The sequence below is a fragment of the Microbacterium sp. ZOR0019 genome (assembly GCF_000800925.1).
In the GTDB taxonomy this organism is placed as follows: Bacteria; Actinomycetota; Actinomycetes; order Actinomycetales; family Microbacteriaceae; genus Microbacterium; species Microbacterium aurugineum.
The window spans coordinates 1-12,774 of record NZ_JRKC01000060.1; the positions used below are offsets into that span (position 1 = coordinate 1).

Sequence of the window (12,774 nt, forward strand, 5' to 3'; positions counted from 1 at the left end):
CGAGTGCAGAAACGCGCCTCCTTGCGCCTGCGGAGGCGCGTTTCTGCACTCGCACGGCCGCCGGGAGGGGGACGGAGGTCAGGCGTGGGCGCGGAGCTCCGACTTCAGGATCTTCCCGGTGGCGTTGCGGGGGAAGTCCTCGACGAAGACGAACTCGCGCGGCACCTTGAAGTTCGCCAGGTGCGTGCGGCAGAAGGCCTCGAGCTCCGCGGCGTCCGGTCGTGGAGTCGCATTGTGCAGCAGGAGCACGTAGGCGCGGCCGACCGTGCCGAGGCGGTGGTCGTCGACTCCGATCACGGCGGACTCGTTCACGGCCGGATGCCTGCGCAGGGCGTTCTCGACCTCGGCAGGATAGACGTTGAAGCCGCCGACGATGAACATGTCCTTCAGTCGATCGGTGATCTTCAGGCATCCGTGCTCATCGAGGCGGCCGACGTCGCCGGTGTGGAACCAGCCGTCCGGGTCGAGCACGGCATCCGTGGCTGCCTGATCCTCGAAGTACCCCAGCATGACGTTGGGACCGCGCAGCAGGATCTCCCCGTCGGTATCGAGCCCGGCATCCGCGCCGTCTTCGTTCACGACGCGGATCTCGACGCCTTCGACCGCCGGGCCGGTCGTGTGTGCAGTGTGTTCGAGGGATTCGCCGTGGCGCGAGAGGGTGGCGACCACGCACTCGGTGAGGCCGTACGCCTGGGCGACCGTCTCGAATCCGAGGATGTCGACCATGTCGTGGAAGAGCGTCGCGGGAGCCGCCGTGGCACCGGCGATCGCGAACCGCAACGACGACAGGTCGTATTCGCCGAGCCGCGGGTGGTCGAGGAGGGAGGTGAAGATCGTCGGCACGCCGGGAAGCACGCTGATGCGCGCAGACTGCACGAGCTCGAGCAGTCGGTCGGCGTCGAACATGGCGACGGGGTAGATCGTCGCGCCCGCCATCAGCGAGGTGATCATCCCGGCCTTGTAGCCGAACCCGTGGAAGAAGGGGTTCACGACGGCGTAGCGGTCCGCCGGGCTCAACTGCGCGCCCCGCCCCCAGGCGCGAGCGACGGAGAGCGTCTGCCGATGCGCGCTCAGCACGCCCTTCGGCACCCCGGTCGTCCCCGAGGTGAAGAGCACGTCCATGATGTCGTCGGGGGTCACGGCATCCGTGGCGGCGGTCACGCGGTCTTCCGTGACCGCGACGCCCGCGGTCAGGAAGTCCGTCCAGGAGACGACGCCGTCACCGCCCGCACCATCGATCGTGACGGCGGTGCGCAAGTGGGGGAGCCCCGGGAAGATCGGGCCGTCGGTGCCGCGCTCGGCTGCGGCGCCGCGCAGGGCGGAGCTGTAGGACTTGCCGAGGAACCCGTCTGCCAGCACCAGCCCGGTGGCACGGGATCGCGCCAGGATCTCGGCGGCCTCGTGCCCGGTGAAGCGGGTGTTGAGAGGCACGACGGCGATGCCGACCAGTTGCGCACCGAGCATCGCCAGGATGAACTCGTGCCGGTTCGGAGCCCAGAGCCCGATCCGGTCGCCCGGTTCGATGCCGTGCGCGAGGTAGGCGCGGGCGACTCCGCGGACGTGATCCTGCAACTCCGCGTAACTGATGACGACGTCTCCGTCGACGATGGCCGGATGCACCCCGAGCGTCGCCATCTCGGCGAGGAGGGCGGGCACGGTCGTGGCTTCCGAGACTGTCATGGACGTCCTTTCCAATATCATGCGTACACTCCGAGTGGACGTTTCGGGAAAACGCTCGCATGCGGCACACTTGAACAAGCGCTTGTGAGATTCTCTGTGAAGGAGCAGTAATGGCAACGACCAAAAGCGGGGGCCGGCAGGAGCAGAGTTCCGAACGCCGCGACCAGATCATCTCGATCGCCGCGCGCCTGATCGCCAAGCGCGGATACTCCGCCACGACGGTCCGCGACATCGCCGATGAAGCAGGCATCCTGTCGGGCAGCCTGTATCACCACTTCTCCTCCAAAGAAGCGATCCTGCAGGAGATCCTCCACAGCTTCATGAGCGGGCTGCTCGGTCGCTTCGAGGAGATCGTCGCGGAAGGGGGGAGTCCGCGCGACATCCTCGACAAGCTGATCGCGCACGCCTTCGCGACGATCGAGAGTCAGCCCGACGCGGTCGGGCTCTACCAGAACGAGCTGTCCTTCCTTGCGCGCCAACCGGGCTTCGAGTTCCTCGGAGAGAACAGTGAGCGCATCGAGGCGCTTTGGCTGGCGCAGATCACCGAGGGGCAGAAGGTCGGCGTCTTCCGCGACTCGATCGACGCCCCGATCGCGTACCGCTTCATCCGCGACGCCGTCTGGTCGACCGTCGCCTGGTATCGGCCGGGCCGCGGACACACCGCCTCGACCCTGACCGACAACTTCCTGGATCTGCTCCACAAGGGTCTCCTCGCCGACTGAGTTGGCCGCCGCGTCAGTCGGCGACTTCGCGCGTCCGGGTGCCGCGCGGGTCGAGCACCTCGCGGATCAGACGCAGCTCCTCCGCGTCGGGCGTGCGGGTGAGCGGTGCATCCGAGGCATCGAGCGCGAATCCCGTGCCGTCCGCCACCTTCTGCGGGTCGACTCCGGGGTGGATCGAGAGCACGGTGACGGCGCCCTCTTCGTCGTAGCCGAGCACCGCGAGGTTCGTGACGATCACGCCGAGGTGGTGGTGGTCGAGTCCCGCTTCGCGGGCGCGGTCGTTGCCCACGCCGGAGACCATGTCGACCGAGGGCACGAACACACGCGGGCTATGGCGTGAGATCCAGTAGTCCACCCTGTGGTTCGCGGTGTTTCCCGGTGCCCCGCGCACGCCGATAAGCTGTCGGGTCGGCCGCGCCCAGTCTCCGATGAGGGAGATGTTCTGATTGCCGAAGCGGTCGATCTGGCTGGCGCCCATCATGCTCTGACGGCGTCCGGTCGCGAGGATGTCGAAGATCCGGCGGAAGGGCGCCCACCCTTCGATCGTCGGCTGCGGGGCGTCCGGCTCTCCCGGTCGCGGAGGGCCGCTCAGGAAGAAGGCTTCGCCGTCGCTGAGAACGAGGTCGGGAGCGGTCGTGAGCTTCGCGAGGCGTGCTCCGAGTGCCGGGACGATGCCGACCGCGTGCGCGAGGATCTCTCCGGAGTTCCGGTAGGTGTCGGCGCACGCGGCGATGCAGATCTCGGCGATCGTGGCGGTGGTCATGACTCTCCTCGGTCGGTGTGGAAGCGTGTGACGGCGGCCTGATAGCCGGCTTCGTCGGTGTGCAGGAAGGTGCGTTCGAACTCGGCCCACGCCTCAGGGTCTTTGGCGGAGACGGCGTAGTGCTTCTGGAAGGCCTCGTCGCGGTCGTAGTCGGGGGCGCAGGTCGTGAAGTGCGCGCCGCGCGGGGCCTCGACGACCGCCGACGCGTAGATCCGGCTGAAGAGGAGTGTGTGGAACGATCCCTCGTCGAGCAGTGCGGACGTCGGGACGACCCGCTCGGCCGAAACGATGGTGCGATCGGCGGCCATCGCGAAGAGATCGTCGAAGTACGGGTCGGGCCCGAGGTACTGCGCGTTGCCCTGCTCGTCGGCACGGTTCACGTGCACCAGGGCCACGTCGAGCGGCAGGGCCGGCATCGCCACGTACTCGGCATCGGAATACGGCGACTGCACGGTGCGCAGATGCGGGTTGGCTGGCAGGACGTCAGAGCCGAGGCCGGCACGGATCGGCAGGAAGTCGAGCCGGGCACTCGCTGCGCGGAGCCCGGCGACGAACATGCCCTCGTCGTACTCCTCGATCTCCAGTCCGCCGCGCTCCCTCGCCTGGGTGAACAGCGGATCGAGCGGGATGCTGTCCAGCGAGACGAAGCCGTAGACCAGGCGACGGATGCGGCCGGCGGCGGCGAGCAGGCCGACATCCGGCCCGCCGAAGGCGACGACGGTGAGGTCGGTGATGTCACGACGGAGGATTTCGCGCACCAGGGCCATCGGCTTGCGCCGCGACCCCCAGCCGCCGATGCCGATCGTCATACCGCTCTCGATGGTGGCGACCGCCTCCTCGATGCTCAACCGCTTGTCCGACATCCCCGCTCCTTCGCGCGACCGGCGCTAAACCTAGCGCTTGTTTGGGAATCACAGTAGCATGCCCGGAAGGGTGAACAGCGAGGGAGCTGCATATGGCGCGACAGTCGACAGGTGACCACGTGATCGTGACCGGTGGTGCCAGTGGCATCGGTGCCGCGGTCGTCGAGCTGCTCCTCGACCGCGGCTGTCGGGTGACCGTCTTCGATCTCGCGTCGAGTGGGCGCCCCGGGGTCGAGACGGAGGTCGTGGACCTGCGCGACGAGGCGGCGGTCGAGGCGGCGATGGGGCGCACATGGGCCCGTGGCTCCGTGACCGGACTGGTCGCCTGCCACGGCATCCGCGGTGCGTTCGTGCCTGCCCTGGAGATCGACCTCGACCGCCTGCGCCTGCTCTACGACGTGCATGTCGTCGGCACGCTCGCGGTCTCTCGTGCTCTGGTGCGGCGCCTCGACGGAGCGCCGGCCTCGATCGTCCTGGTGTCGTCCACGACGGCGTACCGCGGCTGGGCGAACCAGGCCGATTACGGGCCCGCGAAGGCGGCGGAGCGTCAGCTGATGGAGAACCTCGCCGTGGAGTGGGCGCCGCTCGGTGTGCGGGTCAACGCCGTCGCCCCGGGGCACACGCTGACCCCGATGGTGCAGGACATGGTCGACGGGGGCTACGACCTGGCGGCGGTGGAGCGGCGGACGCCTCGCGGACACCTCGCGGATCCGTCCGAGATCGCCGGCGCGATCGTGTGGATGCTGCGCGACGCCACGCACGTGATCGGGCAGTGCCTCCCCGTCGACGGGGGATGGACGGTCGTGGGGCGATGATGCCGAACCGTGCGATCGGAGACCTGCGGGTCTCGGCCGTCGGCATGGGGGCGATGACTCTGACGCAGGTGCCCGATGCCGATGTCGAGCGAGGCGTCCGGGCTGTGCATGCCGCGGTGGATGCCGGCATCACGCTGTTCGACACGGCGGACTCGTACGGACCCACGGGAGAGATGGGGGTGAACGAGTGCGCTCTGATCGAGGCGCTGCGACGTCATCCGGATGCCCTCGAGCGCGTGGTGATCGCGACCAAGGGCGGGCATACGCGCGGACCGGCCGCGACCTGGTGGGTGGACGGTTCGCCGGGGCATCTGGCTGCCGCTGCCCGGGCGTCGGCGCAGCGGCTCGGTCTCGACGCGCTGCCCTTGTATCAGCACCACCGGCCCGATGTGCGCGTGCCTTTCGAGGAATCGATGGGGGCGATGCGGCAGCTCGTGGACGAGGGCGTGGTGATGCGGGTCGGCGTCTCGAATGTGGATGTGGCGCAGCTGGATATCGCGCGGCGCGTGCTCGGCGATGCCCTGGTCAGTGTCCAGAACGAGTATTCGGTGCAGGAGCGGTCGAGTGAACCTGTGCTGCGCCGTTGCGAGGAACTCGGACTCGCCTTCCTCGCCTGGGGCCCGCTGGGCGGCATGCGTGCGGCCAAGGAGCTCGGCGGCACTGCCGCCTCCGCCGGGGTGGTCGCCGAGCGGCACGGAGTGAGTCCGCAGCGGGTGGTGCTGGCCTGGCTGCTGTCCCTCTCGCCGATTCTGATCCCGATTCCGGGAGCGAGTCGCGCCCAGAGCGTGCGCGATTCAGCAGCTTCGGTCGACCTCGCGCTGGATGACGACGATCTGCGCCTGCTCGGCACGGGACTCCGGGGAGTGGGTCAGTGAGGTTCCTGCAGCAGCTCGACGCGCACGTCATCCGGGCCGAGGACGTACACGTAGCGGTAGCCCTCGAGGGGGCCCGCTGTCGCCGTCATCGTCGGCGACAGCGGATGGTGTCCGAGTGCTGCCAGGCGGGCGAGACTCGCCTCGATGTCCATCACGACGATGGCCGGATGCGCGGCGCCGGTGTGCCCGTTGACGGGATCGATGCGCGGGGTGTCCGCGCCGCGGTACTCGGCGAGCTCGAGGAAGACGCCATCCGCCAGACGGATGAACGTCAGCAGGATCTCGACGCCGGGATAGCCTGTGGCGGCCTCGACGGCGGGACCGCTCTTGACGAGCGGACCGATGACCTCGCCGTCGGTCGCGGTCCGGTAGAAGGCGGTCGCGGTCGCCGTGTCGCCCACCGTGATCCCGATGTGATGCAGTCGCGGCATCCTGTCTCCCTCAATTAACCAAATGCTTGTTTGCTAACTATCGCGGAGGAACAACATGAATGCAAAGCCCGTCATCGATCTCACCGGCCGCGTCGCCGTGATCACCGGGGCTGCGGGCGGACAGGGTCGCGCACACGCCGCGCTCTTCCATGAGCTCGGCGCCGACCTCGTGCTCACCGACCTCGACGGTGCGGCCGTCGCCGACGTCGCTGCAGCTTTCGGGGAGCGAGCCATAGGTCTCGCGCACGATGTCTCCTCGGCCGACGCGTGGGCGCGGGTCGCCGAGGCCGCGAAGGAGCGGTTCGGGCGCGTCGACGTGCTCGTCAACAACGCCGGTTTCTGTCCCGAAGGCCCGCTCGCGCAAACCCCGGAGCGGGTCATCCGCCTCACCCTCGATGTGAACCTCATCGGACCGATGCTCGGCGTCCAGGCTCTGCTCCCGCTCCTCGGCGAGGGGGCGTCCATCGTCAACATCGCGTCCACGGCCGGTGTCGCCGGATACGCCAACCGCGTCCCCTACTCTGCGTCGAAATGGGGTCTGCGCGGCGTCTCGCGCGCGCTCGCCCGCGAGCTCGCCGACAACGGGATCCGCGTGAACACCGTGTGCCCCGGCGCGGTCGACACCCCCATGATCACCGAGGACACGCGTGCAGGAGTGGGTTTCATCTCGCGCATCCCGATCCCTCGGGCCGGTCGCCCGGAGGAGATCTCGAATCTGGTCGCGTATCTCGCCAGCTCCGCCAGCAGCTACTGCACCGGGCAGGACTTCGTGATCGACGGCGGTCAGGTCGCCTGATGCCCGGCTATGCCTTCGACGGGGTCGTGCCTGTCGTGCATCCGACTGCGTTCGTTCACGAGACTGCCAGCCTGATCGGCGACGTCATCATCGGTCCCGGGTGCTACATCGGACCGTTCGCGAGTCTGCGAGGCGACTTCGGGCGGGTCCTCGTCGGCGAAGGTTCGAACGTCCAGGATTCCTGTGTCATCCATGCCTTCCCCGGCGCCGATGCGGTGCTCGAGCCGAACAGTCACGTCGGGCATGGGGCCGTGCTGCACGGATGTCGCATCGGATCGTTCGCGCTGATCGGCATCGGTGCCACAGTGCTCGACGGCGCGGAGATCGGGGCGGAGGTACTCCTCGGCGCCGGCGCTGTCGTGATGGCGGGAACCGTGATCCCCCCGAGGACGAAAGCGCTCGGCACGCCCGCGCGCGTGGTCGGCCCGCTTGACGAACAGGCGCTCGCCTGGAAGCGCAACGGCGTGCGGATCTACCAGGAGCTCGCCCGCCGCAGCCGGGAGACCCTTCGGCCCGTCGAGCCGCTCGCCGCTGTCGAGCCGGACCGTCGTCGCACCTCGTGGTCGGCGGAGGCGGCAACCCCGCTGCACCGTCACCGCGCCGGGGGTGCCTCGTGAGCGAGGGATTCGCCGACTGGCTCGCCATCACCCGCGTGATCGCCCGCTACGCGCGGTTCGCGGATCAGCGGCGCTTCACGGAGATGGCGGGATTGTTCGTGCAGGACGGGCGGATGCTGATGTTCCGTCCGCGCGCCGAAGAACCCGCCGAATCGCCGCAGGGCCAGGAGGAGTTGATCGCGGCATTCAGCGCGCTCGCCGCGTTCACCGTGACGACTCATACGCTGTCGCCGAGCGATGTCGAGATCGGCGGAGGCACCGCGCGGGCGCACACCACCTGCATGTCACACCACATCAGCGAGACGGGGGAGGGGCGGGTGCGCTTCACGCTCGCTGATCGCTACGACGACACATTCGTGCGACTCGACGGACGATGGCTCTTCCAGGAGCGGCGCAAGTACACCGACTGGACGGAGCAGGCGGCGTTGCGACGCTGAAGTGGCCCGCGCTTCTCGGGGCATTATCGCGCAAAACGTAGATGAGCGGCATGAGTCAGGTCGCTATCACCGATGCCCGCGGACGCCTCGCATCGATCATCGACGAAGCGCGCACCGAGCCCGTCTACCTCACGCGACGCAACCATGCGGTCGCTGCCGTCGTGGATGCCTCTTTCCTGGAGCGGCTTCTCGAGGATGCCGAGGAGCTCGCCGACATCCGTGCGGTCGACGCTGCGTGGGAAGAGACCGACCGCCTGGGGGAGACTCCGATCCCCTGGGATGAGGTCAGGCGCGACCTCGGACTGACTCCGTGACATATTCGGTTCAGATCCTCCCTGTCGCCGTCCGTACGATCCGCAAGCTTCCGCCCGAGGCCAAGCGTCGCGTGGAGGCCGTGATCGAACTGCTCGCCGAGGATCCGCGCCCTCCGGCCGCCAAGAAGCTCTCAGCGCGACCGGAATGGCGTGTGCGGAGCGGCGACTATCGCGTGCTGTACCGCATCGAAGACCGCATGCTCACGGTCGTGATTGTCCATGCCGGGCATCGCCGTGACGTCCACGAACGCTGAGGTGACGGCGAATCATCGGCTCGCGAGCGCCCAGCTCCCCGCGCGCTCGCGCTCCTCGCGCGCGGTGCCGAAGAGCTGACCCAGGGAGTGCGCGCGCTTGAAGACCAGATGCGCGTCGTGTTCCCAGGTGATCGCGATCCCGCCGTGCAGCTGAATCATCTCGGCCGCGACGTGTTCCAGCGCGTCTGACGCGGTGGCCTTGGCAATAGCCGCGAGCTCGAATCGGTCGACGGCCCCTTCGGCGAGGGCGTCGGATGCCGCGCGCGACGCCGTGCGGGCGACCTCGACCTGCACGTGCATGTCGGCCAGACGATGCTTGATCGCCTGGAACGAGCCGATCGCGCGACCGAACTGCACCCGTTGCTTCGCGTACGCCACGGTCTCTTCGAGCGCCCGGGACGCGGTTCCCGCCTGCACGGCGCTGATCGCCGTGAGGGCGAGCGCGCGTACGGTCTCCCACATCGCGGGATCGGCGGTACCGAGCGGGCGCGCCGGCACCTCGTCGAACGAGAGCCTCCCCAGGCGGAGCGTCTGGTCCATGGTGGGGGTGTCCTCGCGCACCACGGCCGCAGGGTCGGTCACCTCGAACAGCCGCGGGCCTTCCCTCGTCTGCGCGATCACGAGCAGTACATCGGCGAGGGCGCCGTCGAGCACGAACCCGCACGTGCCGCTGAGTCTCCAGCCATCGCCGTCCTCGGCGCGGATGTCGACGCGGTCCGGGGTGAAGCGTCCGTCGGGGGCGGCCCAGGCGAGCGCCGCCGAGGAGGATCCCTCCGCGATGGCGGGCAGGAGTCGCGTAGCGGCATCCACGTCGCCCGCGGCGAGGATCGCCTGCGCGGCGATCGCGACCGAGCCGAGATAGGGAGAGGGGGCGAGGGAGTATCCGACCTCCTCCAGGACGAGCTGCGCTTCCCGCAGAGTGAACCCGGCCCCGCCGAACTCCTCGGGGATCGCCATGCCGGCGATGCCGATCTCTTCGCAGAGCAGACGCCACAGGCCGACGTCGAAGCGCTCCGCGCTCTCCAGTGCGCGCCGGTTCGCCGCGCTGTCCGCACGCTGGTTCAGGAGGCCGCGTACGAGAGCGACGAGCTCCTGCTGGTCTTCGTCGGGTTCGAACGACATCACCGCTCCTTCGGGAGGATATTGCGGGCGATGCGCGCCCGGTGGAACTCGGGAGTACCCCAGGCCGCGCTCAGTGCGGGGGCGAGGCCGAGCCAGATCCGCAGCGAGTGCTCGGCGGTGTAGCCGATCGCGCCATGCACCTGCAACGAGGTTCGCGCAGCGAGCACGGCCGCATCGCCGGCGGCTACCTTCGCGGCGGAGATCGCCCGGTCCTCATCGGGCTCATCGGCACGGAGCGCGGCACTCCACACCAACGGCCGCGCGAAGCTCAGCGCGATGCGCACATCCGCCAGCTGGTGTTTGAGTGCCTGGAACTCGCCGATCGGGCGACCGAACTGCTCGCGCACCTTCGCGTACGACACCGCTTCCGCCAGCATCCGCTCCCCGGCACCGACCAGGGTCGCCGCAGCGGCGAGACTCGCCTCGTTGAGCGCTGCGTCCAGCGCACCGGGACCGAGCGGCACGGCGTCGCCGGTCGGAGTGAGCCGTGCGAGCCGCCGAGTCGGTGCGACCGAAGTCAGCTCGTCTCCGGCCACGCCGTGGTGCAGTGCGCCGTCGCGCACGAGATATCGGTGTGAGGCGAGGGCAGCGTCGAGCGCGGCGGGAGCTGTGCCGTCGACTGCTGCCGTCGCGAGCGCACCGGCGGCGAGTTCGCTCCTGGTGTCGTCGTCCACCAGCCCGGGAAGCAGGGCGACCGTCTCGAGGTACGGGCCGGGAACGCCGTGGTACCCCAGTCGCTCGAACACGACCACGAGATCGCTCAGCGTGCCGCCGAAACCACCCGTCTCCTCGCTGACGCGCAGGCCGAGCAGGCCCAGTTCGGCGAACTGCTCCCAGAGAGCGAGGCCCGGGGCGGTGTCGCCGTCAGCCCAGCTGCGTGCGACGTCCGCGCCGCCGCTCCCCTCGACGATCTCGTCGATCGCCTCTGCGAATGCGAGCTGTTCTTCCGTGGGCAGGAACCGCATCATGCGCGCCTTCCGTCTCCGCCGCGGGGGAGCCCGAGGATCCGCTCCGCGATGATGTTGCGCTGGACCTCGTTCGTTCCGGCGTAGATGGGGCCGGCGAGGGAGAACTGGTAGTCGTCGACCCAGCGCCCGCCGTCGACCGCGGAGGCACCCCGCAGCTCACCCTCCGGGCCGAGGATGCGCAGCGCCGTCTCGTGGATGTGCACGTCGAGCTCGGACCAGAACACCTTGTTGACGCTGCCCTCCGCGCCCACGGTCCCTCCTTCGAGCAGCGTGCTGACGGTCTGCCACGTGAAGAGCCGGTAGGCCTCGGCGCCGATCCACGAGTCGACGACGGCATCATCTTCCGTCGGTGCTCCACGCTCGGACTGCAGTGCGATCAGGCGGTCGGTCGCCGCAAGGAAGCGTCCGGGGGCGCGCAGTGAGAGCCCGCGCTCGTTCCCGGCCGTGCTCATCGCCACGCGCCAGCCGTCGCCCGGAGCGCCCAGCACGTCGGCATCGGGTACGAACACGTCGTCGAAGAAGATCTCCGCGAATCCGGTCGTGCCGTCGAGCTGTGCGATCGCCCGCACGGTGATGCCCTCGGCGTCCATCGGGAACAGGAAATAGGTGAGCCCGTGATGCCGCTGCGCTTCGGGGTCCGAGCGGAAGAGTCCGAAGCCGCGATCGGCCCACACCGCCCGCGAGCTCCAGATCTTCTGGCCGTTGAGCACCCACCCTCCACGGGCGTCGTCGCGGCGTGCGGTGCTGCGGATCGCGGCGAGGTCGCTGCCGGCGCCCGGCTCCGACCAGGCCTGCGCCCAGATCAGCGATCCGTCGGTCATCGGTCTCAGGAACCGTTCGTGCTGCGCGGGGGTCCCGTGTTCGAACAGGATCGGTGCGAGGAGTGAGATCCCGTTCTGCGCGACGCGCGTCGGCGCACCGGCGCGGTAGTACTCCTCCTCGAACAGCACCCATTCGGTGATTCCCGCATCGCGACCGCCGTACCGCTCCGGCCAGGACACGACCGACCATCGACCGGCAGCGAGCGTGGCCTCCCACTCGCGGTGCGCGGCGAACCCGGCCTCGGTGTCCATCGAGGGCAGAGGGTTCTTCGGCACATGCACGTCGAGCCAGGCGCGCGCCTCCGCGGCGAACGCCTCCTGTTCCGGAGTCAGATCGAGGTTCACTTCTCTCCTCCGCGTGCGGCGTCGGCCTTGATCGATCGGACATCGACCCCGCCGAGGGAGTCTCCGCCGACCTCGGCGTTGTGCGCATGGGCGGCGTGATGCAGCCCGAACACCGAGTCCATTCCGGCGCGCATGCCCTGCAGATCCTCGGCCTGGTTGACTGCCTTCTTGGTCAGTGCGAGTCCGAGCCGTGGCATTCGTCCGATACGTTCCGCGATCTCGAGCGTCCGCTCCTCCAACTCCTCGAGCGGGACGACGTGGTTCACCATTCCGAGCTCGTGTGCACGCGAGGCCGGCATCCGGTCGCCGGTGTAGAGCATCTCCTTGGCTGCGCGGGGGTTGGTCACCCAGGGGTGCGCGAAGAACTCGACTCCCGGTATGCCCATCGCCACGACAGGGTCCTGGAAGAACGCGTCGTCTGCGGCGACGATGAAGTCGCACGACCACGCGAGCATGAGGCCGCCGGCGATGCAGGCGCCCTGCACCATCGCGATCACGGGTTTCGGGATCTCGCGCCAGCGCCGACACATGCCGAGGTACACCTCCGACTCGCGCGCGAAGCGGGAATCGACGCCTTGAGCGCCCACGTGGTCCCACCAGATGACGGCCTTGCGCTCGAAGCTCTGGTCGATGTCGCGCTCGGGTGTGCCGATGTCGTGGCCCGCGCAGAAGTGTCTGCCGTTGCCGCCGAGCACGATGACCTTGACGGAGTCGTCGTCGACGGCGCGGGTGAAGGCGGCGTCGAGCGCGTAGGTGACCCGGGAGTTCTGCGCGTTGCGATACTGAGGGCGGTTCAAGCGGATGATCGCGGTCGCCCCGCGCACCTCGTAGGTGACCACGGCGTCGGCGGATTCGACGGTCATGACGGGTTCCTCTCTGAACTCCTGCGATCAACCAAACAATCGCTTGGTTTATTGATACTATACGTGAACGGCATGCCGAAGACCATGA

The 12,774-nt window shown here is 68.8% G+C and carries 16 protein-coding genes; 8 read left to right on the forward strand and 8 right to left on the reverse strand.

Annotated elements, in window-relative coordinates; all coding sequences use genetic code 11:
• Positions 1-78: 78 nt before the first annotated feature.
• Positions 79-1,680 (reverse strand): AMP-binding protein, encoded by a 1,602-nt coding sequence (locus L978_RS12590; protein WP_081997041.1) that lies wholly within the window; start codon positions 1,678-1,680, stop codon positions 79-81.
• Positions 1,681-1,790: 110 nt separating this feature from the next.
• Here L978_RS12590 and L978_RS12595 point away from each other — a divergent pair, with 110 nt between their 5' ends.
• Complete coding sequence (locus tag L978_RS12595; RefSeq protein WP_052193694.1) at positions 1,791-2,402, forward strand: TetR/AcrR family transcriptional regulator; 612 nt, start codon at positions 1,791-1,793, stop codon at positions 2,400-2,402.
• 13 nt (positions 2,403-2,415) lie between these two features.
• Here L978_RS12595 and L978_RS12600 read toward each other — a convergent pair whose 3' ends face one another.
• Positions 2,416-3,165: a CoA-transferase subunit beta gene (locus tag L978_RS12600; protein ID WP_047523492.1), complete on the reverse strand. Its 750-nt coding sequence runs from the start codon at positions 3,163-3,165 to the stop codon at positions 2,416-2,418.
• Entirely contained in the window at positions 3,162-4,028 is an 867-nt protein-coding gene (locus L978_RS12605) for a CoA transferase subunit A (protein ID WP_047523498.1), read from the reverse strand. Before L978_RS12605 ends, L978_RS12600 begins: the two co-directional genes overlap by 4 nt.
• 92 nt (positions 4,029-4,120) lie before the next feature.
• On the opposite strand from L978_RS12605, the gene L978_RS12610 reads away from it, so the two are divergent.
• Together L978_RS12610 and L978_RS12615 are read left to right on the forward strand one after the other, a co-directional pair.
• Positions 4,121-4,843, forward strand: a complete 723-nt coding sequence (locus tag L978_RS12610) for an SDR family NAD(P)-dependent oxidoreductase (RefSeq protein WP_047523500.1) — start codon at positions 4,121-4,123, stop codon at positions 4,841-4,843.
• A complete protein-coding gene (locus L978_RS12615; protein ID WP_231555060.1) occupies positions 4,840-5,718 on the forward strand; it encodes an aldo/keto reductase in 879 nt (292 codons plus the stop codon). Before L978_RS12610 ends, L978_RS12615 begins: the two co-directional genes overlap by 4 nt.
• Here L978_RS12615 and L978_RS12620 read toward each other — a convergent pair.
• Entirely contained in the window at positions 5,712-6,149 is a 438-nt protein-coding gene (locus L978_RS12620; RefSeq protein WP_047523501.1) for a VOC family protein, read from the reverse strand. The two genes, L978_RS12615 and L978_RS12620, sit on opposite strands and share 7 nt — an antisense overlap.
• 55 nt (positions 6,150-6,204) lie before the next feature.
• On the opposite strand from L978_RS12620, the gene L978_RS12625 reads away from it, so the two are divergent.
• Genes L978_RS12625 through L978_RS12645 form a run of 5 tightly spaced genes read left to right on the forward strand, consistent with a single transcriptional unit; the run spans position 6,205 to position 8,567 of the window.
• Positions 6,205-6,945, forward strand: coding sequence for an SDR family NAD(P)-dependent oxidoreductase (locus L978_RS12625; RefSeq protein WP_047523503.1), 741 nt, complete (start codon positions 6,205-6,207; stop codon positions 6,943-6,945).
• Positions 6,945-7,562, forward strand: a complete 618-nt coding sequence (locus L978_RS12630; RefSeq protein ID WP_052193696.1) for a gamma carbonic anhydrase family protein — start codon at positions 6,945-6,947, stop codon at positions 7,560-7,562. The genes L978_RS12625 and L978_RS12630 overlap by 1 nt, the downstream gene beginning before the upstream one ends.
• Positions 7,559-7,999: a nuclear transport factor 2 family protein gene (locus L978_RS18405; protein WP_197055664.1), complete on the forward strand. Its 441-nt coding sequence runs from the start codon at positions 7,559-7,561 to the stop codon at positions 7,997-7,999. Before L978_RS12630 ends, L978_RS18405 begins: the two co-directional genes overlap by 4 nt.
• Positions 8,000-8,049: 50 nt before the next feature.
• Entirely contained in the window at positions 8,050-8,313 is a 264-nt protein-coding gene (locus L978_RS12640) for a type II toxin-antitoxin system Phd/YefM family antitoxin (protein ID WP_197055665.1), read from the forward strand.
• Positions 8,310-8,567: a type II toxin-antitoxin system RelE family toxin gene (locus L978_RS12645; protein ID WP_047523510.1), complete on the forward strand. Its 258-nt coding sequence runs from the start codon at positions 8,310-8,312 to the stop codon at positions 8,565-8,567. Before L978_RS12640 ends, L978_RS12645 begins: the two co-directional genes overlap by 4 nt.
• A gap of 12 nt (positions 8,568-8,579) precedes the next feature.
• Here the strand turns inward: L978_RS12645 and L978_RS12650 are convergent, their stop codons facing one another.
• Genes L978_RS12650 through L978_RS12665 form a run of 4 tightly spaced genes read right to left on the reverse strand, consistent with a single transcriptional unit; the run spans position 8,580 to position 12,686 of the window.
• On the reverse strand, positions 8,580-9,689 hold the full coding sequence (locus tag L978_RS12650) for an acyl-CoA dehydrogenase family protein (RefSeq protein ID WP_047523512.1): 1,110 nt from the start codon (positions 9,687-9,689) through the stop codon (positions 8,580-8,582).
• Positions 9,689-10,657: an acyl-CoA dehydrogenase gene (locus L978_RS12655; RefSeq protein WP_231555061.1), complete on the reverse strand. Its 969-nt coding sequence runs from the start codon at positions 10,655-10,657 to the stop codon at positions 9,689-9,691. Before L978_RS12655 ends, L978_RS12650 begins: the two co-directional genes overlap by 1 nt.
• A complete protein-coding gene (locus L978_RS12660; protein WP_047523514.1) occupies positions 10,654-11,823 on the reverse strand; it encodes an acyl-CoA dehydrogenase family protein in 1,170 nt (389 codons plus the stop codon). The genes L978_RS12655 and L978_RS12660 overlap by 4 nt, the downstream gene beginning before the upstream one ends.
• Positions 11,820-12,686 carry an enoyl-CoA hydratase gene (locus L978_RS12665; protein ID WP_047523516.1) on the reverse strand — a complete coding sequence of 289 codons (867 nt, stop codon included), beginning with the start codon at positions 12,684-12,686 and terminating at the stop codon, positions 11,820-11,822. Before L978_RS12665 ends, L978_RS12660 begins: the two co-directional genes overlap by 4 nt.
• Positions 12,687-12,774: the final 88 nt, after the last annotated feature.

What these genes read in the sequence shown, in the direction of transcription:
- L978_RS12590 (WP_081997041.1), bottom strand. Translation starts at nt 1,680, where the DNA reads ATGACAGTCTCGGAAGCCACGACCGTGCCCGCCCTCCTCGCCGAGATG.
- L978_RS12595 (WP_052193694.1), top strand. Translation starts at nt 1,791, where the DNA reads ATGGCAACGACCAAAAGCGGGGGCCGGCAGGAGCAGAGTTCCGAACGC.
- L978_RS12600 (WP_047523492.1), bottom strand. Translation starts at nt 3,165, where the DNA reads ATGACCACCGCCACGATCGCCGAGATCTGCATCGCCGCGTGCGCCGAC.
- L978_RS12605 (WP_047523498.1), bottom strand. Translation starts at nt 4,028, where the DNA reads ATGTCGGACAAGCGGTTGAGCATCGAGGAGGCGGTCGCCACCATCGAG.
- L978_RS12610 (WP_047523500.1), top strand. Translation starts at nt 4,121, where the DNA reads ATGGCGCGACAGTCGACAGGTGACCACGTGATCGTGACCGGTGGTGCC.
- L978_RS12615 (WP_231555060.1), top strand. Translation starts at nt 4,840, where the DNA reads ATGATGCCGAACCGTGCGATCGGAGACCTGCGGGTCTCGGCCGTCGGC.
- L978_RS12620 (WP_047523501.1), bottom strand. Translation starts at nt 6,149, where the DNA reads ATGCCGCGACTGCATCACATCGGGATCACGGTGGGCGACACGGCGACC.
- L978_RS12625 (WP_047523503.1), top strand. Translation starts at nt 6,205, where the DNA reads ATGAATGCAAAGCCCGTCATCGATCTCACCGGCCGCGTCGCCGTGATC.
- L978_RS12630 (WP_052193696.1), top strand. Translation starts at nt 6,945, where the DNA reads ATGCCCGGCTATGCCTTCGACGGGGTCGTGCCTGTCGTGCATCCGACT.
- L978_RS12640 (WP_197055665.1), top strand. Translation starts at nt 8,050, where the DNA reads ATGAGTCAGGTCGCTATCACCGATGCCCGCGGACGCCTCGCATCGATC.
- L978_RS12650 (WP_047523512.1), bottom strand. Translation starts at nt 9,689, where the DNA reads ATGTCGTTCGAACCCGACGAAGACCAGCAGGAGCTCGTCGCTCTCGTA.
- L978_RS12655 (WP_231555061.1), bottom strand. Translation starts at nt 10,657, where the DNA reads ATGATGCGGTTCCTGCCCACGGAAGAACAGCTCGCATTCGCAGAGGCG.
- L978_RS12665 (WP_047523516.1), bottom strand. Translation starts at nt 12,686, where the DNA reads ATGACCGTCGAATCCGCCGACGCCGTGGTCACCTACGAGGTGCGCGGG.